Source organism: Clostridium sp. 1001275B_160808_H3, from assembly GCF_015550425.1.
Classification (GTDB): Bacteria; Bacillota; Clostridia; order Clostridiales; family Clostridiaceae; genus Clostridium.
This window is the reverse complement of sequence record NZ_JADNAT010000003.1, coordinates 15,058-36,678: the sequence shown is the minus strand read 5'-3', so window position 1 is coordinate 36,678 and position 21,621 is coordinate 15,058. Positions and strand designations below refer to the sequence as shown.

General features: G+C 25.6%; 21 protein-coding genes. 4 read left to right on the top strand and 17 right to left on the bottom strand.

The genetic code is table 11. From position 1 onward, the window contains the following. Positions 1–176 precede the first annotated feature (176 nt). The 8 genes from I2A75_RS03260 to I2A75_RS03225 all read right to left on the bottom strand — a co-directional run bounded on the left by I2A75_RS03260 (position 177) and on the right by I2A75_RS03225 (position 7,947). Positions 177–332 carry a hypothetical protein gene (locus I2A75_RS03260; protein ID WP_195263043.1) on the bottom strand — a complete coding sequence of 52 codons (156 nt, stop codon included), beginning with the start codon at positions 330–332 and terminating at the stop codon, positions 177–179. 172 nt (positions 333–504) lie between these two features. Beyond that, positions 505–696 (bottom strand): hypothetical protein, encoded by a 192-nt coding sequence (locus I2A75_RS03255; RefSeq protein ID WP_195263042.1) that lies wholly within the window; start codon positions 694–696, stop codon positions 505–507. Between the two features lie 797 nt (positions 697–1,493). Further along, on the bottom strand, positions 1,494–3,203 hold the full coding sequence (locus tag I2A75_RS03250; RefSeq protein ID WP_195263041.1) for a S8 family peptidase: 1,710 nt from the start codon (positions 3,201–3,203) through the stop codon (positions 1,494–1,496). Between the two features lie 4 nt (positions 3,204–3,207). Further along, positions 3,208–5,013 (bottom strand): S8 family peptidase, encoded by a 1,806-nt coding sequence (locus tag I2A75_RS03245; RefSeq protein ID WP_195263040.1) that lies wholly within the window; start codon positions 5,011–5,013, stop codon positions 3,208–3,210. An 82-nt stretch (positions 5,014–5,095) separates the two neighbouring features. Then, complete coding sequence (locus I2A75_RS03240) at positions 5,096–5,869, bottom strand: peptidase MA family metallohydrolase (protein WP_195263039.1); 774 nt, start codon at positions 5,867–5,869, stop codon at positions 5,096–5,098. Between the two features lies 1 nt (position 5,870). Further along, positions 5,871–6,398, bottom strand: coding sequence for a flavodoxin domain-containing protein (locus tag I2A75_RS03235; RefSeq protein ID WP_195263038.1), 528 nt, complete (start codon positions 6,396–6,398; stop codon positions 5,871–5,873). A 302-nt stretch (positions 6,399–6,700) separates the two neighbouring features. After that, positions 6,701–6,976, bottom strand: a complete 276-nt coding sequence (locus tag I2A75_RS03230) for a hypothetical protein (RefSeq protein WP_195263037.1) — start codon at positions 6,974–6,976, stop codon at positions 6,701–6,703. Positions 6,977–7,149: 173 nt separating this feature from the next. Further along, positions 7,150–7,947 (bottom strand): DUF368 domain-containing protein, encoded by a 798-nt coding sequence (locus I2A75_RS03225; protein ID WP_195263036.1) that lies wholly within the window; start codon positions 7,945–7,947, stop codon positions 7,150–7,152. Between the two features lie 448 nt (positions 7,948–8,395). On the opposite strand from I2A75_RS03225, the gene I2A75_RS03220 reads away from it, so the two are divergent. Continuing rightward, positions 8,396–10,114: an ABC transporter ATP-binding protein gene (locus I2A75_RS03220; protein ID WP_195263035.1), complete on the top strand. Its 1,719-nt coding sequence runs from the start codon at positions 8,396–8,398 to the stop codon at positions 10,112–10,114. A 16-nt stretch (positions 10,115–10,130) separates the two neighbouring features. After that, positions 10,131–11,864, top strand: coding sequence for an ABC transporter ATP-binding protein (locus tag I2A75_RS03215; RefSeq protein WP_195263034.1), 1,734 nt, complete (start codon positions 10,131–10,133; stop codon positions 11,862–11,864). Positions 11,865–11,935: 71 nt separating this feature from the next. Here the strand turns inward: I2A75_RS03215 and I2A75_RS03210 are convergent, their stop codons facing one another. The 5 genes from I2A75_RS03210 to I2A75_RS03190 all read right to left on the bottom strand — a co-directional run bounded on the left by I2A75_RS03210 (position 11,936) and on the right by I2A75_RS03190 (position 16,372). Then, positions 11,936–12,430 (bottom strand): hypothetical protein, encoded by a 495-nt coding sequence (locus tag I2A75_RS03210; RefSeq protein WP_195263033.1) that lies wholly within the window; start codon positions 12,428–12,430, stop codon positions 11,936–11,938. Positions 12,431–12,435: 5 nt separating this feature from the next. Beyond that, positions 12,436–12,846, bottom strand: coding sequence for a crosslink repair DNA glycosylase YcaQ family protein (locus I2A75_RS03205; RefSeq protein WP_243241980.1), 411 nt, complete (start codon positions 12,844–12,846; stop codon positions 12,436–12,438). A 213-nt stretch (positions 12,847–13,059) separates the two neighbouring features. After that, entirely contained in the window at positions 13,060–14,436 is a 1,377-nt protein-coding gene (locus tag I2A75_RS03200) for a HAMP domain-containing sensor histidine kinase (protein ID WP_195263032.1), read from the bottom strand. A gap of 4 nt (positions 14,437–14,440) precedes the next feature. Next, positions 14,441–15,124 carry a response regulator transcription factor gene (locus I2A75_RS03195; RefSeq protein WP_195263031.1) on the bottom strand — a complete coding sequence of 228 codons (684 nt, stop codon included), beginning with the start codon at positions 15,122–15,124 and terminating at the stop codon, positions 14,441–14,443. 33 nt (positions 15,125–15,157) lie between these two features. After that, on the bottom strand, positions 15,158–16,372 hold the full coding sequence (locus tag I2A75_RS03190; protein WP_195263030.1) for a hypothetical protein: 1,215 nt from the start codon (positions 16,370–16,372) through the stop codon (positions 15,158–15,160). Between the two features lie 331 nt (positions 16,373–16,703). Between I2A75_RS03190 and I2A75_RS03185 the strand changes: the two genes are divergently transcribed. Beyond that, entirely contained in the window at positions 16,704–18,050 is a 1,347-nt protein-coding gene (locus I2A75_RS03185; protein ID WP_195263029.1) for an MATE family efflux transporter, read from the top strand. A gap of 60 nt (positions 18,051–18,110) precedes the next feature. Here I2A75_RS03185 and I2A75_RS03180 read toward each other — a convergent pair whose 3' ends face one another. From I2A75_RS03180 to I2A75_RS03165, 4 genes are all read right to left on the bottom strand, one after another. Continuing rightward, positions 18,111–18,566, bottom strand: coding sequence for a GNAT family N-acetyltransferase (locus I2A75_RS03180; protein ID WP_195263028.1), 456 nt, complete (start codon positions 18,564–18,566; stop codon positions 18,111–18,113). 81 nt (positions 18,567–18,647) lie between these two features. After that, complete coding sequence (locus I2A75_RS03175) at positions 18,648–18,992, bottom strand: phenylpyruvate tautomerase MIF-related protein (RefSeq protein WP_195263027.1); 345 nt, start codon at positions 18,990–18,992, stop codon at positions 18,648–18,650. Between the two features lie 251 nt (positions 18,993–19,243). Then, positions 19,244–19,723: a PTS sugar transporter subunit IIA gene (locus I2A75_RS03170; protein ID WP_195263026.1), complete on the bottom strand. Its 480-nt coding sequence runs from the start codon at positions 19,721–19,723 to the stop codon at positions 19,244–19,246. Positions 19,724–19,768: 45 nt separating this feature from the next. Continuing rightward, complete coding sequence (locus I2A75_RS03165) at positions 19,769–20,695, bottom strand: GNAT family N-acetyltransferase (RefSeq protein WP_195263025.1); 927 nt, start codon at positions 20,693–20,695, stop codon at positions 19,769–19,771. Between the two features lie 232 nt (positions 20,696–20,927). Between I2A75_RS03165 and I2A75_RS03160 the strand changes: the two genes are divergently transcribed. Continuing rightward, entirely contained in the window at positions 20,928–21,497 is a 570-nt protein-coding gene (locus I2A75_RS03160) for a serine/threonine protein kinase (protein ID WP_195263024.1), read from the top strand. The last annotated feature ends 124 nt before the right edge of the window (positions 21,498–21,621 follow it).

Below are 21,621 nucleotides of genomic sequence, written 5' to 3'. Positions count from 1 at the left end.
TAAGTATCATTATTAACTAAAAAAATTATGATAATATGAATCTCTTTCTACATTATACCATTTTTATTTTTTTAACCAATATAAAAATATATAATATTATTTTAATCTTATTCCGTTCCTACTCCCCCACTACTATTTTTATTTTTTTCTTGTTGGAATGATTCTAAGCATTGTTCTTACGCTGCAATTGTTAACATTAAACATTCTATTCCAATAATAAAATTCCCAATAACATTTATTTCATCAGCACTTTTATTTTTATATAAAGCTTTTGCACTGGCATCAGTTAGAATTATTAAATCTTCACTACTTAAATTATCTGTATATGCCATTAATTATTCTCTTATATTAAAAAATTAACTAAATTCTTTAAATATTATATATTATGATTTCTATTTTATATTATGATCATTTAAAATAAACTTTGCAAAAAAATACTCAACATTATTTAAACTAGTGTTGAGTATTTTGACTATATTATATTTTATAAAATTTTTACTTATACTAAAATATCATTTTCACTAATATTTTAAGATTCTTTAATAATCTATTGCTTTTATTCTTTGAAGATTTATAAATTTCTCGTCTAACCTCAATTGAACTTAATTTTTCATCTTTGCAATATCTTTCGAATTCAATCGATTCTCTTTTACTATTAACTGAATTTGTATTAATTATTTCTCCGATAATAAACATTCAATATTCCTCCATTTATATTTATTTTACCTATTTCAATTTGATTTTTTTGATATTTTCCTAATTTCATCATTCAATAATATCCTCCTTTAAATTATTTTTTATATAAAAATGACCCTAGTTTACCCAGGGTCATTAAAATATCACTTATTATTAAATAATTAAGTCCTTAAAAAAACCATGAGTTTAATAACTCACGGTGGAACGATTAACAAACTAATAATCCATAAAAATTTACAGATTATCTCCACTGGTAGAGCTACTAATTAAAAAAAGACTATATTCTATTTTATTTTCATCAGATTTTAAATTAATAAACATAACCCTACCTCCTAAATTAAAATTTGTAAAATATTACTATATTATTATATAACATTATCCACTTTCTGTAAATACAAAAATGTAAAAATATCGTAATTAAGGTATTTATTATACATACTTAATTCTTAAAGAAAACTATCATCACAATCTAATTAATTTTATACAATCATTCTAAATAAAAAGAAAAATCACATTATATTACTTAAATGTGATCTCTCTTTATTTATATTGATAAGCATGTTAACTTTAATTTAAATAACTTTTTCTTTTATATGTTATCATCTATAAATTAGAAGTGAATTAAATAAAAGTTAAATAATTTTAATCTTAGTTAAACTAATTTAACCAAAATAAATTTGTTCCATTAGCAAAATATTAATTTGTATCGATATATTTGCATTAAGTGTACCTTCTGATATAAGAAAAGAAGGTGATAGCTAGAATGTCTTAATCATACTTATCTCTTAAGATATACATCAAATCATACTTCTAAAAATTTCAAATACATTTAATATTCCATATCCCCATTGAGGATTAGGATATATATCTCCCTTCCTTTTATATGTTCCTCTCTCTAAATATGCTTTAATTTTTTGTGAATAAATATATAAGTCATTTCCTTCTATTATCCCCCATTCTAAAAGCAATGCGCATACCCCTGCAACTACTGCTGCTGATGCAGCAGTTCCACTTGTTAAAGTAATCTTATTCCCTGGTGCTATAGATAGTATATTTACACCTGGAGCAGCTAAATCTATTACATCTAAGTATTCATCAAGACTTGCAACTCCTGAAAAATTAACAATATTATTATTTCTTTCGTTATAGCTTGCTACAGTTACAGTATACTTTGAGTTTGATGGGTTTGTAATAGTATTATATGGATCAGATGGACTGAACCTTGTATTTTCTGGTCTAATACCCCTTTGAGGTAACCATAAATTAAATGTACCATTTATAATTAATTTTCCTATTATTCTAAATTGCCATATACCTGGAACTAGATTATGAAATGTAACTCTTATAAGTTCATCTCCAGATGTTTGTTCTGGTATAAAGTATGAAATCTCAATATTGGTTTCCTCTAATATATATTTATAATTCATTGTAAAATTCATTAAAGATGGATTCAAACCAGTACTTTCTCCTGCTGGTGAAACAACTTCAATAGTCATAAAATTAGGCGCATCTATCCATATTTCTACAGGTAAAATTTTTTGTCTCTTATTAACATCTAATTGAATTATCTTCATCTCTCCTTCAGATTTTATTATACCCGAGGCATGTCCGCCATTAGCCCCTTCATTTCCTGTTCCCGATACAACTACTACGCCTCTACTCATCGATATTAGCTCAATATATTCCTCTAATATCCCACTTCCTTTATGATTTCCAGAGTTAGTTCCTAGAGGAAAATATATAACAATTGGAGTTAGATTTTTTAATTTATATTCGTATAAAAATTTTAATGCTATATATATTGAAGGTAAATTATATATAGGTATTTCTACTTGATATTCATTTTTATAATACTCAGTTTCTTTTAATTTAATAACTATAAAGCTACATTTACTTGCTATACCTTTAAAATTATTATCTCTATTAAATCCTCCTATAATACTTGCTAGTGTTGTTCCATGACCATTAACATCTATACTAGGTACTATGCTATAAGGGTTTCCTCCATTTCTAGCTAAGCTAATGGCATTATTTATCATTTCATTAGTATATATACTTCCATAATAAGCTTGCTTATCTTCAGATTTTCCATTTGAAGGTATAGTTTGATCCCAAATTAACTCTATTCTACTTTTCCCATCTTCTGTAATAAAGGTATTAGATAAATAATCTATACCTGTTCCTATAACTGCTACCATAACTTTATTACCGGTTAAATCTAATGGATTTTTTATATCTATAACATTACTCTTATTCTCTTGATTTAGTTTAATATCTTGTAATGTATATAATTCCGGATACATTACATAAAAAATTGATTTAAACATTTTATAATTTATCTCTAATTTCTCTTCCGTAGCAACTACTGCATATTTTTCATCTAGTATAAGTACATGATATCCAGGTACTTTCTCTACTTCGCCCTTTATATCTCCTTCATATTCAACTATATATTGCTTATAATTTGGATTTATAAAATAATAATCAAAATTTTCAACACCATTCATACTTTTATATCTCCATATCTTTTGGAAGTCTTATAAAAAGATTTCCAACATAGTATTCATTATATTTATAATCTCTGCTATAGCTTTTATATAGTCCAGCAATAAATTTAAACGTTCCTAATATATCTAAATCCCCATACCCGAACTCCCTACTAGGGTAAATAAAATCACTTCTTCTTTGTGCTCCATACATAATATATGATCTAATTTTTATTGAATCCATAGTTAAATCATTTTTATCAATTATTCCCCATTGCAATAATAAACAACAAGCTCCTGCACATACTGCTGTTGCTGCACTACTTCCAGAAAGTGTACTAACTCCTCCTAATGGCTTTGTAGTTAAAATATTTACTCCTGCTGTTACAATATCTGGATTTATTAGTCCATTAGAATTGAACCCTCTCCCTGATTCAGAAACGCCTCCTTTTTTTTCATTATTATAATAACCTACAGTGACAACCTTTCTAGCAGTTGAAGGAATAGTAAGCGTTATATTAGGATCAGGCTCCAAAAAAACTGTTCCTTCAGGTAATACTTCTTTTGGTGGAAGCCATATATCATATATACCATCAACTATATACTCTCCACTTAGTTGTATCTTCCATATTCCAGGTACTAAATTCCTAAAACCTATTATTATAACTTGATGCCCTGTAAATGTTTCTGGTATAAAATGATATAAACTCATAATCGTATTGCTTAATACGTATTTTATTTCTGTTTTACTTTTTCTCTTAGGTGAAATAAAATTTGATTGTTCTCCTACTGGTGATATTATATTTATTGACATTTTATTAGGCCTTTTAATCCAAATATAAAAAGGAAGCTCCACAAGGAATTTAGGTATTTTTAACTCTATAGTTTTAATCTCACCTTGATTTTTAATGGCCCCTGAAGAATGTCCTTGAGCAGCTCCTTGATTTCCTGTTCCACAAACTGAAACTACCCCTCTATTTCTAGAAACATTAGTTAAATATCTTGATATCAGGTTATTACCATCATGACTGCCTTCTGTAGTCCCAACCCCCAAACAAATAACTAATGGTCTCTTTGCTTTTAATGCATATTTTTTTAAATAATCTATACCAGCTAAAATTTCTGATGCATTATAAACACTTCTATCTGGAAGTCCATTTTCTCTCAACACTTTTTTAAAATTACTAGATTCTAAAAGCTTAACAATTACAAATTCACAATCATTTGCTACACCTTTAACATTACTATTAAATCCTCTGGCTCCAATTATACTTGCCATCTTTGTTCCGTGCCCAACCGTATCTTTTGTTGGTACAATATTGTATGGATCTCCATTATTCTTAGAAAAACTTATTGCTTTATTTATGTCCTCAGCACTAAATATTCTACCAATATATACATTTTCACTTGTACTATTTACAATAGTTTGATCCCAAATACTTAATATTCTTGTTGATCCATCTTCTCTTGTAAATTCTTCATTTAAATAATCTATTCCTGTATCAACTAAACCAACTAATACTCCTCTTCCTGATAAATTTAAATACGGATCATTATTTATTGTATAAAAACTATCTATATCAATTGGTGAAATATCCTGAAGAACATAAGTACTTCTTGGCTCTAAAAAAATTATACTTGGTACTTCAGTCAATAATCTATCTAAATTAGCAGTATTTACTGATACTACTCCTATTGTTTCTGTTATTCTATCTCCACATGCGTAATCTATCTTTTCCATTTCCTCTTGAAATCCTAAACCATATTCCACTAGAAAATTTGGTGAATCTTCATTGTAGTAATACTTATTACACTTATTTCTGTTAGCCATATATATCCTCACTAAATATTTATTTATAATATAAATATTTAATTTGTATATATAATATTCTAAAAAGTTCCTTCATCTTTAATTACTTATAATTTTTTTCTACATAGTTAATCCAATTATTTTTTAGTTCCTCAATTGATAAATCTAAAATATTTTCTATATCATTAGGAGATTTTATAACTTGAATTAACTTTTCATATCCAAATTCATTTACAATGAAATCTACTATAGATCCTGAATATAAATAACTAAATTGATTATTATAAAAATTATCATTTATATCATCTATAGTAATATCTGTATTTTGGGATAGATTTTCTCTTATGGCTTTCTTTTCATAATCTGTTATTTGATTAGCTTCATAAACTGATATACCTTCCATAAACCAAGTAGGTATATTATTTTCTTTTTGATTATTAATATTAAATGTTACTATATGCACAAACTCATGTACAATAACCTTAAGAAGTGATTCCTTGTTATGAATTGAACCTGGATTTAATGGTGATACCATTTTTATTGTATTGTCATATGCAACTCCAACTATTCCATCACTAGCATCTTCATTTCCAATAGCCTTATGAAATTCCTTTATATTCGGATAAATTGTTATTTCTACTTTTGTTTCTAAATTAGTGTCAAAACGCTCTGTTATAGCACTATAATTATCATTCAATACTTCGCTTAACTCCTTAATAGCCTTTGAATCATTTTCATTTGAATAATACTTAAAATATTTGTCTTCTTCTTGCAGTTTTATCTTATCTTCAATAGTTCCTAACTTTCTATAACCAAAAGTAATAATAATTATCATAATTAATATAAATATCCCTATTATTGAAACCTTTTTATTCATACTATACCCCTAAGAACTTTCTAATTTCCTTTAAATTATCTCTGCTCGTCCAATCTGATACATTATCCATTGACTCTACAAGCGCCTTTTCCCAAGGCTCAAATTGAGATGAATCCTTTTTACTTAAAACTCCCTTTAACATCCCAATTAGTAATTTATCCTTAAATGTCATATTCTTCAAATCAAACATTCCCCTTAAATAAAAAAGTTTAATATTTTCTAAATCTCCAGATAAATTATGTTCCTTTAGATGATTATAAGCTTTTTCATCATATGGTGATGCTCCAACTGCAAAGATTGTTATATTTTTATCTTTTAACTTACTATAATTTTTTTTAATAAAAGATAATCCAGCTATTCCAGAAGCATAAATTCCTCCACCGTAAATAATAGTGTCATAACTATTAAGAATTTCAACTTTACAGTTGTCTTGCAAATATAAATCTGCTCCAATATCTTCTGATAACCATTCTGCATATTTTTTTGTTGCCCCATACTTACTTTTATATACAACTGCTATCTTTGACATACAACCTTTCCCCCTTATATTTATTTTTTTATTTATTGCTTATATAAGTTTATTTATAATTATTATAAAATTATTTTAGCTCTAGCTTCACTTTTTTTAATTATTGAAATCTGAATCCTTGTATAGAACCTTTTAATCCATATATCTATTAATTCATATATCTATTAATTCATAATAAGTAATCATCTATTATATCCATTCCAAATCTTCCATTCTAACTTTATAGACATCATGAATCTATAAATTCTCTCTTTCAGTTGAGTTAATCTAAATTACTAATGTCATTTTCCTACTTTACTTGTCTAAAAAAATATTTGAAATATAGCCATTAAGAAAATTACAATCCCTATAATAATTGAAAATATCCCAACACTTTTATTTCGTTTTCTTACTGCATTCGAATTTGTTCTATTTGATAATTCTATTTGGCTTACTCCAGAAAATAATTGACTTAATCCTAATGTCATAATTACAAAATCAAACTTTATATATCCTCCAAAATACATTCCAATTAATATTAATGTCATTACAGAAAAAATTACGGCTATTATTGACCATATTTTTTTATTTATCTCCATTTATACTTTCCTTTCTTCTCTTTCTTAAATTAAAATTTAATATACATTTTATAATAATTATACACAAACCCCAGCACTTATTAAACATAATTTACCATTTTATAATCTTAATATTTCTTAATTTTTCTAAAACAAAAGATTGAGGTACTTACCTCAATCTTAATACTTCCTAATTATTCATTTCTACTAATATAATATGTAAATATAAATCCTCCAATTCCAAGAATTACACCTATTATACTACTTACTCCATCAATGCCTGGGAATACTGAAAATACTGAACCTAATATAAATCCAAATATTAATATATATGTTTGTTCTGGATACTTTAGTAATAACATTTCTATTATTTTAGCTGTTGCCAATGTTCCGACAATTCCGCCTATTGCTATTGGTATTAAAACTGGTATATTCATTTGAACTACAGCTGTTATAACTGTATTGTACAAACCTAAAACATATAGCATAAATGAACCACTTATACCTGGTAAAATAAGAGCTACTGCTACTACTACCCCACCAATAAAAAGCCATAAGAAGCTCCCTAAACTTAATGAAGTAATTATTGCTGATGCATCATTATTTGGACTACCCATCATTAAAACTATTATTATACCAGCAACTAAATATAAAAGACTACTTTTCTTAAATCCTTTAACTGTTGCTTTTCTAAACATAAGCGGTGCCCCACCTAATATTACACCAATAAATAAATATCCAACTGGAATAGGAAAATTATCAAATAATGTTTTAACTATATTACTAAATAAGAATATTCCTACAACTGCCCCAATTCCTACCTGCATCAATATCTTATATTGATTTTTAAAATCTTTAATAATATTATTTACTGCATGAAGTAGCTTATCATATATTCCAAGGATCATTGCAATAGTTCCACCACTAACTCCAGGAACAATTTGCGATATACTAATTGCCACTCCTTTAAAAAAATTTTTTAAAAAATCCATTTTCACACCTCTATCGAAAATTATATTGTATTGTTTCCCATACTAGCATATTCTATACAAAAAAGTCAAAAGCCTTAACATATATTTAACATAAGTATTTATTATTTTATATCAATATAAATTTGTATGCTTATTTAATATACTACTATTTTATAAGATATTGACACATGTATTCTAGCTACCACATAATGTTATTTTAAATTATACCATTGGTATTTATAATTTAATACACTAATTATCCTAAAGAAAATAAACATTAAAGAAAATTATTCTAAAGAATTTCTTAAGATGTATAAAACTATAGAAAATTAAATACTAAACTATAATTTTACATACCTAATATTTTATTAGTTTATCTCATTTTTAGAAACTATAATATACTTTCATTATTAGGACTTAATGTTATAATAATGTTTAAGTTTAAAATTATAACAAAGGACTGATAATATTGATAAAACTAATACAATTCATGAAAGATTACAAAAAAGAAGCTATACTTGGTCCAATATTCAAATTAATAGAAGCAATTCTAGAATTATTTGTTCCTATAGTTATGGCTAAAATAATTGATGTAGGCGTAAGAAATAATGATATAGTTTATATTCTTAAAATGGGTGGTGTACTTATTCTTCTCGGAGCTAGTGGGCTTGGATTCGCTTTAATTTGCCAGTATTATGCTTCTATAGCCTCTCAAGGTGTTGGTACTTCAATTAGAAGTGCTCTATTTAAGCATATAAATAGTTTTTCTCATGCTGAAATTGATAAAATAGGTACTCCAACATTAATCACTCGTTTAACCAATGACATAAATCAAATACAAACCGGTGTAGCTATGATGATTAGATTGGGATCTAGAGCTCCCTTTATAATAATTGGCTCAACTATAATGGCAATAGCTTTAGATTTAAAGCTTTCTATTATCTTTATAATCACAACTCCGCTTATTGCACTTGTGATTTACTTTGTAATGAGTAAATCTCTTCCTTTATACAAAATAATTCAAAATAAACTTGATAATATTTCTTTAATAACTAGAGAAAATCTTGATGGTACAAGAGTTATTAAAGCTTTTTCTAAGGAAGAAAGTCAAAAGTTAAGATTTAATGATGCTAGCAATGATTTAAGTAATACCTCTATAAATGTAGGAAAGATGTCTGCTCTTCTTAATCCAATTACATATATAATTATGAATTTATCTATAGTTGCTATATTATGGTTTGGTGGAATCAGAGTAAATTCAGGTTCATTGACTCAAGGTGAAGTAATAGCATTTGTTAATTATATAACTCAAATTCTTCTTGCCTTAATAGTTTTTGCTCAATTAATAGTTACCCTTACTAAAGCATCTACATCAGCTAATAGGGTAAATGAAATTTTAGAAATTAAATCTACAATAACAGAAAACAGTATTGTTAAGTCTTATAGGTTTTCATCAGCTCCAATTATTGAATTTAAAGATGTTTTCTTTTCATATGCTGACTCTAATGAATATTCATTAAGTAATATATCATTAACTATTAATAAAAACGAAACTATTGGAATTATAGGTGGTACCGGTTCTGGAAAATCTACTCTAGTAAATTTGATCCCAAGGTTTTATGATGCTACAAAAGGGCAAGTACTTATAAATGGAACAGATGTTAAAGATTATTCATTAAAAACTCTTAGAAACTTAATAGGTATAGTTCCTCAAAAAGCTGTTTTATTTAAAGGTAAATTAATAGAAAATTTAAGATGGGGAAATAAAGATGCCACTATTAAGGACATTGAAGATTCATTAGAAATTTCTCAATCATCATCTTTTGTCCAAGCTTTACCTGAAAAATATGATACAAATATACTTCAAGGCGGTAAAAATTTATCTGGTGGTCAAAGGCAAAGACTTACAATTGCAAGAGCTTTAGTTTTAAAACCTAAAATTTTAATATTAGATGATAGCTCAAGTGCTTTAGATTTTGCTACAGATGCAAACCTAAGAAAAGCCTTAAAAGAAAAAGTTAAAGATACTACAGTGATAATGGTATCTCAAAGAGCTAGTAGTATTAAAAATGCAGATAAAATAATAGTTCTAGATAATGGTGAAATAGCAGGTATCGGCAACCATGATTATCTAATTAACAATTGCGAAGTATATAAAGAAATTTATTCTTCTCAATTAAAAAATTAGGAGGTGACTTCATATTATGAATATTTCATTAGTAAAAAGAATTTTAAGATATACTAAATCTTATAATAAATATATAATTCTTGCTTTTTTTAGTGCAATAATTAATATAACTCTTACACTTTTAACTCCAATTATTATCGGTGAGGGAGTAGATTTAATAATCGGTCCAGGTAATGTTAGCTTTAATGGATTATTTAAAATACTAATTCCCCTTTCATTAACAGTTATATTTTCTTCCATTTTCCAGCTTATTATGACTAGATGTACTAATATTGTGAGCTATAAAACTATTAAGGATATAAGAATCGATGTATTTAATAAAATCAATGCTTTACCATTAAAATATATAGATAGTACTTCTCATGGATCTATTATAAATGGAGTAATTAATGATATAGAAATTGTATCTGATGGTCTTTTACAAGGATTTTCGCAACTTTTTACAGGAATAGTAACTATAATTGGAACACTAATATTTATGATCTCCATAAATATTAAAATCGCTCTTATAGTAGTTGTAATTACTCCACTATCCTTATTTACAGCTTCTACTATAGCTAAACATTGCCATTCTATGTTTAGAAAGCAATCTCAAGTCCGTGGTGAGCTAAGTGGATATGTTGAAGAAATGATAGGAAATCAAAAAGTAGTTAAAGCATTTTCATTTGAAGAACGATCACAAGAAACTTTTGAAGAAATAAATAAAAGATTATATAAATACGGACAAAAGGCTCAGTTTTATTCAGCATTAACTAATCCTTGTACAAGATTTGTTAATGGAATAGTTTATGCAGCAGTAGGAATAATTGGTGCTGTTAGTGCTATTAATGGTGCTATAACAATAGGTCAGCTTTCATCATTCTTAAGTTATGCCAATCAATATACTAAACCATTTAATGAAATATCAGGTGTTATTACAGAACTTCAAGCTGCCTTTGCATCTGCAAGTAGGGTTTTTAAAATTTTAGATGAAAAAGAAGAAATTCCAGATCCTAAAGATTCAACTATTCTAAATTCTTGTGAAGGATATATAGATATAAATGATGTTTCATTTTCATACAGTAAGGATAAAAAGTTAATTGAAAACTTCAATTTAAAAGTTAAACCTGGAGATAAAATAGCAATAGTTGGTCCAACTGGTTGTGGAAAAACTACACTAATTAATTTACTTATGAGATTCTACAACATAAATTCTGGAGAAATTAAAATAGATAATATTAATATAGATGATATTACTAGAAATAGTACAAGAGGTTTATACGGAATGGTCCTTCAAGATACATGGTTATATTCTGGAACAGTTAGAGAAAATATAGCTTATGGAAAGCCTGGTGCGTCTTTTGAAGAAGTAATAGCAGCTGCCAAAAATGCTCATGCTCATAAATTTATAATGAATTTACCTAATGGCTATGATACTATCCTTACTGACGATAATTCTTTATCCCAAGGTCAAAAGCAGTTACTATGCATTGCTAGAGTTATGTTATCTAAGCCACCAATGCTTATTTTAGACGAAGCCACTAGTAGCATAGATACACGTACAGAAATTTATATTCAAAAAGCTTTTAATAAATTAATGGAAGGTAGAACAACTTTTATTGTAGCTCATAGACTTTCAACTATACGTGAAGCAGATTTGATTCTTGTTATGAATAATGGAAAAGTTATAGAACAAGGTACTCATGATGAGCTATTAAATAAAGGTGGATTCTATGCTAATTTATATAATAGTCAATTTGCTTTATCTTAAAAATAATGAGTGGTACTAAGAAGTACTTCTTAGTACACACTTTAAACATTTAATTATTAATTTAAATTATTTTAGTTGTATATTGTTATATTTTCAATTTCTACTTTCTTATTTTTAAATTTTTCATTATCACATTTAGTAAATATATCAACACTATATTCTTTATCTTCTTTAAATATTAAGGTTTGATTATTATCTAATGTCATGGTTAGTGGAAAATCTCTTATTATATATTCTTTAAAAATTTTCTTTATTAATTCTATATCATTAGTAGTAATTGGGCCCTTTACTATAATCTTCTCTATTCCTAAAATTTCATTATCTATACTATTTGGAACCATATATTCTTCCATAAACTTACGTGATTTATCATCTTTCATCTCTTGTAAACCAATTTGGAGTGGAATCCCCTCCAAAAAGTTAACATAACTATTTCTCCAAGGCATTGTTCTCGTAAATAAATTAAAGAACCATTTAAATTTTAAAAACTCTGGCTTTGAAATATTTATATTTCTATTTTTAAATATATCATAAATCTTATCAAGACTATTTGTATCTATCATCAAACAAACTAAGCCCCTATGTATTCTTTTACTAAATCAACATAGTTTATTGCATCAATTGAATTTCTATGTCTTATTACATTTTCAACTTCCTTTTTTCTTTCTGATCTTACTCTCTTAAAATACTGCCAATCTTCAGCAGAATAAATAGCCATCATTTTATCCCATCCATCTATTAACTCCCTTTTCTTATAAAGCAAATCCTCTAGCATTATAGGATCATAATCTTCAATTCTCGATTGCATAACAAGATCTGCATTTCTTCCTACAACATTTAATGGGTCATATTGAACACATCCTACTCTTTTTATAAAATCTTTAATCCCTTCTTCTCCAATAAAAGTATTAGTAGTATATAGCCCTTGATATACTACTAGGAATTTTCTTAGATCTTCCTTTGATATGGTAATTGCTTTCATATTTTCACCTCTCAAAAACCTTATGCTTACTTAATTTAAATCCATATAACATGACAATAATTAAGCTTATTTTTGTAGTTAAATTTATTCGATAACTATACATTTCAAACACATATTTTATAAATATAGTTTAACATATTTTTACAAAACAATATCTCTTTATTATAAAAAACCTATGCATTTATTAATTTTTAATTTTGCATAGGCTTAATTTTATATATTTAATATTAAGGTGAATATAATATCATTATCTATAAATTCATAATTCAAACTCCATTCATTTTCTTTAGCAAGTTCACTACATAAATATAGACCAAGACCTGAACTACTCACTTCTTTAGATATATCATCGTAATAATTGTATTTTTTAAATGGTTCAAATAACCTATCCTTTATATCAATAGGAATTTCTAAACAATTATTCTTTAATTTTAATACTATATTTTCATTTTCCTTATATAATTTAATTGAAATCTCATTAGAATCTGAGTATTTTATGCTATTATCTAAAAGATTTAAAATAATTTGTTCAAAGTCTTCTAAAACTCCATATATCATAATTTCTTCTAACTCTTCTTTTATATAAAGATCTTTATTTTTTAACCTTAATTCTAAATCCTCTATTATTTCTTTTATTATATTAGTTAATGAAAATTCACTCTTATTTTTACCTTTACTTATTTTACCTCTTGAACTTTCTAAAATCTTCTCTACTAACTTTTTCATCTTTTCACATTCAAGAACTATTCTATTACTTGCTCTTTTTAAAAATTCCTCATCAATTTCTTTTATATCTTCGTCTCTTATTATTTGAGAATATAAAGAAATAGCTGTAACTGGAGTCTTTAATTCGTGAGTTGCATTATTAAAAAATTCTATTAGAGCTTTTTCTTGATTATTAATTTGATTTTTCATAGAATTATAAGTTCTAGTCAAATCTGCTATCTCATCTTGTGTATTTATCTCTATATCTTTAATATCTTTTCCTAATTTAAATTCCTTCATAGAAGTGGTTAAATCTCCAAGTGGTTTTGTAACCTTCTTAATTATAAAAGATATAACATATATAATTGTTAAGATAGCAACTACTTGACCAAAAATGATAATTCCTATTGTCTTTATCATTTCATTATACTTAATTGTATAATCTTTTTGTATTATTAAATTACCACTAAAGCTATCATTAATATATAATGGATAATTATAAGTTACAAAATAAGAGTTATTTTCATGTTTAAATTTGATTACTGATTTAATATTATTACTTTCTTTAACTATATCAATTATTTCTTCATTATTTATAACTTTTCCTATTGATTGATTTATATTTCCATAATCATCAGATATAGTAACATATCCTTGTGTTATTTCATTAATTGGTGATAATGCTTTCCAAATAGGTTCTTCTATTATTTCATTTTGTCTAATTATATTTAAAGAAGTTAATTTAATCTTATTCATTTCTTCTATAATATCATTTTTAAAAGACTTATCTAAAAATAATGAAATAAATATGGTAAATATTGTATTTATCGTTACCACTGATACTATTGTCCCAATTAAAAGCTTACCTCTTAAGGTTTTACTCAAAACATCACCTAATTATATATCCTATTCCAAACACTGTTTCTATAATAGAATTATCTTTATCCTCATTAAGCTTTTCTCTTAGCCTTCTTATATGAACATCTACAGTTCTCGTATCACCTTCATAATCATATCCCCATACTTTATCTAATAAATCATTTCTTGAAAATACAATTCCTTTATTTTCATATAGAAAATTTAATAAATCAAACTCCTTTCTTCTAAGAATAACTCCTTCCCCATCTTTTATTACACTTCTTTCTTTTGTATTAATTTGTATAATTTCATTTTTCTTATCTCCATCTAAGAAATTATTTTCTACTAGTCTTTTTTCATTTCTTCTAAATATAACTTTTATTCTAACCAGTACTTCTTTGATTTCAAAAGGTTTTACTATATAATCATCAGCACCAAGTTCCAACCCAAGTATCCTGTCTATTATTTCTCCTCTTGCAGTTAACATTATTACATAAGTGCTTTTAGATATTTCCTTACAAACATCAAAACCATCTATATCAGGTAACATTAAGTCTAATAATACTAAATTAGGCTCAAACTCTCTAACTTTTTCTAATGCATCTCTTCCTTTAAATACACTTCTTACATCATAACCTTCTTTTCTAAGTGCAAATGTTACTGCATCATTTATTGAATATTCATCTTCAACTACTAATATTTTTTTCTTTCCCATAGTTCCCCCACAATTTTTTATCAAAATATATATTTAGTTTTTATTCTTATTTATGTCTATAATAGAGTATTTTATATTTTCTTTTATTATTTGAGTATCACTCTTATCAACATTTTCTTCATTGTATTTAATTCTTACTATAAATATACTACTTCCATCTTCATTAGCAATATGAGACATATATTTGTATCCTTCTGAATCGTCTAATTTATATATTAAATCCATTTCTCCTATATCATTTAATTCTGCTAAATATTTATCGTCATTATATGAAATTAAAAAGAAATCTGTATCTTCAATTTTTCCTAATAAAATTTTTTCAGGATTCATTATAGTAATCTCACTTAAAGTAAGATTATATAAAATATTTGATCTATCTGAGTAATCCTTTTCCATTGTATCATTATCTATATTAAGGATTAAATTATCATTTTCCATGTAACAGCTAAAGTATCCATGCTTATTATATAACCTTAGGTCATTCAAGTTTATATCTTTATAAAATTCGCATATTACTTTTCCTTCTTCTAATCTAACTTTATAAATCTTACCCAAATTATCTATTGCCATAATTGATCTCTCTTTTTGATCATAATAGAAATAATAATATTTTGTGTCTGTTGATTCCATTGTATAAAATATATTATTTTTCAAATCTACTATTAGTATTTCTTGTAATCCTTCTAGTTGACCTTCATTATTACAATTTTGATATAAATGTATATAATAATTTTCATTTCCCTCTAGTGTATATCCGCCATTGGATTCTATATTAAATTGCGGCTCTATTTTATTATATATTTTTTCATATCCTTCTAAATTTATTTTAATGTTATTTTTTAAATCTATATAATAAAACTTCCTTTCACTTGCTCTAATTCCTTCCATAAAATAAACTCCATTACTTCCATTACTTCCTTTATCTTTTATAAAACCTATCTCTTCATCAGTAAAGGTTCCTTTATCAACCTCTTTAAATGTACCATCATAATCTAAGTAATATGGAATATTATAATCATCAAAATTATGACTATTAAAATTATTTAAAGTTCCAAATATTCCTTCTGAATCATAAAATAACGGCATAAACAGCATATCTTCATTAATATTAGCAATATTTCTTTCTGCTATTGTATATTTATCGTTACTTTTAATCTCTTTTGTATTTTCTTCTAAAACTTTAGTATTATTACAACTAACCATACTTATTGAAAGTACTCCTATCATTAATGATATTATTTTTTTCATAATAAAAAACCTCCATGTACTATTTTATTATATATTACATAGAAGTTTTTACATAGTTTATTTAAGTTGTTACAAAGTTGTTAAATTTAAAAATTCTTTTATACTTTTATATATTTTAAATAAAAATTTATATTTTTATATAATCATTATTTTACTTTTCTTCTAATTATATAATATTTATTTATATTAAAAATTCACATTTATTTTCTAAATTTGAAATAAAGTTGATAATAATTATTTATAATGCTATTATTGTAAATGTTTGTACAATTAATGAAATTAGTAAGGCATATTTAGTTTATTATAGATATGTATATGGAGGGGATTATTTATGACAAAAGATATGACAACAGGAAATCCTGTAAAACTTATTTTAACATTTTCTATTCCTTTACTTATAGGCAATATATTTCAACAGTTTTATAGCATGGCTGACACTATAATAGTTGGTCGCTATCTAGGTGTAAATGCATTGGCTGCAGTCGGATCTACTGGTGCTATGGCTTTTTTAGTTAATGGTTTTGTTATTGGACTAACTAGTGGTTTTGCAGTTTTAGTTTCACAAAGATTTGGTGCTAATGATGAAGAAGGTGTAAAGAAAGCTTACGCTAGTTCTTTAATTTTATCTGCCATCATGACTATAGTAGTAACTATTATCAGTATTGCTTCTGCAAAACCATTACTTCAACTTATGAATACACCTGCTGATATTATGGATGAAGCATTAGCATATATAATAGTTATTTATGCTGGTAATATAGCAATAATATTTTATAATATGTTTGCAAGTATTTTAAGAGCTTTAGGTGATAGTAAAACGCCTCTATACTTCTTAATTATAGCTTCAATCCTAAATATAATTTTAGATATTGTGTTTATTGTTAATTTTTCAATGGGAGTAGCTGGAGCTGCTTATGCCACTATTATTTCTCAATCAATATCAGCTATATTATGTGCATTATATATAATTAAAAAATTCCCTATATTGAGATTACAAAGTAGGCATTGGAAAATCAGAAAAAACTATGTTAAAAGCCAATTAAGAATTGGTATTCCAATGGCACTTCAATTTTCAATAACAGCTGCTGGTGCTATGATTCTCCAAGGTGCTTTAAATAATTTTGGTTCTAAAATAATAGCTTCATACACTGCTGCATCTAAAGTTCAACAACTAGTTATGCAACCTGCCGTTACATTTGGTGTTGCTATGGCTACTTATTCTGGACAAAATCTTGGTGCTGGAAGAATAGATCGTATTAAAGAAGGAGTTAAAAAATGTACCATTATTAGTATTATTGTAAGTATAATATCCACAATTGTTGTAGTTACATTTGGTGGTACCTTTACAAAGTTATTTATTGATGGAAGTGATTTAGAAGTAATAGAATACGCAAGGCATTACTTAAATACAGTTTCCATATTTTATATACCTTTAGGATTAATTTTTATATATAGAAATACTCTTCAAGGAATTGGAGATAGCTTTGTACCTATGATGGCTGGAGTTGCTGAAATGATAGCTAGAACAGTTGTTGCATTTACATTGCCAAGCTTAATAGGATTTACTGGAATTGCTTTAGCTGATCCTGCTGCTTGGTTTGCCGCTGCTATTCCCCTTGGAATTACTTATTTTAAAAGAATTAACGTAATTTTAAAAGAAAAGCAATTAGCTGAATAGAAAAAACAAAAGAAAATTTCTAATAAATAATGCTACATTTATTAGAAATTTTCTTTTACTTTAGTTATTATATTTAATATTTCTTAGCATTTCTATGTGAGGTATATCATCTTCTAAATATGCATTAGAAACTTCTATAAATCCTAAGCTTTTATAAAAATCTTTTATGTAAACTTGTGCAGATATTCTAATTGGACTTTCACCATAAGTATTATTAATAAATTCTAAAGCCTTTTTCATAGCTTTTCTACCTAAATCTCTACCCCTATATTTTTCATCTACTACTACCCGTCCAATAGACACTTCATCATAAGAAACACCTTTCTTAAGTATTCTTAAATATGCCACTGTACTATTATCATCAGTACAGAATAAATGATATGCCTCTAAATCTTTATAATCGCAATCTTGATAAATACATTCTTGTTCTATAACAAAAACTTTATTCCTTAAAGCTAGTATACTATAAAGCTCTTTAGTACTTAAATCCTCAAATTTTTTTATCTTCCATTCCATATTAACCACCCCCTAAACGACTTATTATTAGGTAATTAACTATAAAATTTATATTATATTTTATAATTAATATACAATCGCTTAAAAGTTAAAGCCATTAAATCCCCAGTTTTCTACTTGCTCATATTTAATATATATCGCATCTTTAGGGATATTTAACTCCTTTTCATATAAATCACAAATTTCCTTAGTTACTTTTTCTAAATCACTTTTTGAAGTTTCCCCAAAAATTTTCACCTCAACGAATGCTCCATATTTCAATTCTTCTCCTCTAAAATATAAAGAGTATTCATCTTGAAATCCTATCATAAGATAATTTTCACTTTTACCAGGAATTTTTGTAATTATATTTCCTAATTTAGTTTTTAATAATTCTTTTTCTTCTGAACTTAATTTCACAGTTACTTTTGAATCTATAAAAGGCATCACTTTCCTCCTTAATTTGCTTTATATATTTTCTTATATTGTAAGATACTAATTTATTAATACTTTCCTCATCAGTACCATATTTTATACTTTTAATTACTTTTTATACTATTCATAATATTTCCTTACTTTCTATAAACTTGATTATAGCATAATAAACTAGTTCATTAAAGAAGAGATTATTACAATTTAATGTATAGTCTCCTCTTCATGCAAATTAAAATGTTATTCAATAAATATATCTAAATATATTAATCCAGCTTTTCAGTTCCATCAATTAATGTATCTTTAAATACATCTTTTATATAATTAATCAATGCATTAATATCTGTAAATGTTTCTCCTGCCATTATAGCTTCTATTGTAATAGGCAAATTTACCCCTCCAAAAACACAATACTTTTCTTGATTATTAACTAAATTAATCATTACTCTATTAAAAGGTGTTCCTGCAAATAAATCACATAATACAATCACTTTATTATAAATACTTAAATTTAATAAGGAATCATTTAACTTCTTATCATAATCATTTATGCTGTCCCCTACAATAAAATCAACTACTTCTACATTATCATAATCACCATTTAAACACTTTAAAGCACTATACAAACCAGAAGCAAAGGTACCGTGTCCAGTTATTAAAAATCCTACAGATAATTTTTTTCTGTTACTAGAAACGATGTAATTATCAACTATATTATTAATATTATAAGTTATATTTGTATCCATTTACTCCTCACTAAAAATATTTATAGCCTACTATATTATATTTTATTAAGTATGTGAAGTTACAGGAAAAAGTATTTCTCCATCTCTAACCTTACCCTTGCAATTTTTTATAAATAAAGCATTATCATCATCTATAACATCTCTTGTAATAACTTTAAACTTATTAGATTCTGGTATAAAGTTAATCTTAATATTCTTATCATCACTTTCAATAACCCTAATTAATATATTATCAATATCTATAGGATTTTTACTTATAATATCATATATAATAACCTCATCATTTTTCCTTTCTAAAATAACTACAATATCATCATCTTGAAAATAATAAAGATTATCATTAAATATATAATTACAATATACTTTTAAGGGCCATTCATCCTTTATTATTCCAAATTTATTTGATACAGGATATCTATCTTTACATAATCTTTCCATAATTATTTTATCTGTTGGCAATGATAAATTTAACCTTCTTACACTTGCAACATTTTTATACCCCATTTTTTTATAATTAATCTTCCTAGAATTTCTATTTCTTATATCATTCATGCTTATTTTATATTCAGTTTCATTTTTTCTATTGAATCCAAACTTAGTATAAAAATCTAAGACAGAATTATTAGCAAATAAATATATATAGTCTACCTTATTCTTATAATCTTTAAAGATTTCATTTATTAATCTTCTTATTAAGCCTTTATTTCTATAGTTACTATCTGTCATAACAGTACCTAACTGAATTACTTTTTTTATTTCTCCATCTTGCATTATTGTAAATTTATTTATAGAAACATTTGATATTACTTTTTCATTGTATATATAAGAATATGTAATATAATTCTCATTACAATACCCTTCTGCAAACCACATCTCGAAATTTAATCCAAATATATCTGAAGCTAAATTACTAAAACTTTTTCTATACTTCTTATTTTTACTAAAATTTTTAAATAAAACAAACTCATCCATTTTCTTATATCCTTCTCTTTAATAAAATCTTGATATAAACTTATAATTACTATTATAGTATTCTATAAATTAATTTTATTTCTATATTCTTAGTAATTCCATACTTATATATATTAAATTATCTTTTATAATCTTAATATAAGTTTTGATTTCACTTACTTTTACATAATTTAATATCATATTATTTTTATTAGCATATAATATTTAAAAGCAATTAATAAAGTGTGATTTTATGAATTACCTATTAGAAATTCAAAACTGTAAATTATTAGGTTCCGGAGCTGAAGGCTCTGTTTACTTAACACCTGAAGGCTTTGCTCTTAAGACATTTAAAAATGTTAAAGCAGCTAAAAATGAAGAAGAAATACTTAGAAAAACTTTAGATAGTCCTTTCTTTCCAAATCCTTTATTAAGAGTAAGTAATATATTAGTGAGAGAATATGTAGGTGGAGAAAATCTTTTTGAATATATCTCTAAACATGGCCTAACTTATAATTTATCTATAGAAATTATAGATTTAATCGAGGACTTGAAAAGACTGAACTTTAAAAGAATTAACATAAGAAACGCTCATATATTTGTAAACTCAAAAGGTAAGATTATGGTTATAGATCCCAGAAAACCATATACTAAAGTAACACCATATCCTAAAGACATAATAAAAATACTAGCTAAACTTCATTTATTCGATAAGTTTTTAAAAGATGTTTTGGAATATAAACCAGAGCTGCTTCCTTATTGGACTTCTGCATATGATTATCTTGCATCTCCAAGGGAAAAGAGAATTTATCGATATGGTTAATCAAAATCAATCATTATATATTTATTTACATTTTATATATTTTATGGTAATATATCTTTAATGGAATAAAGTATATATCTTGTACATTTTATCATTATTTTTATAGTTGTTAAGCTGTAAATAT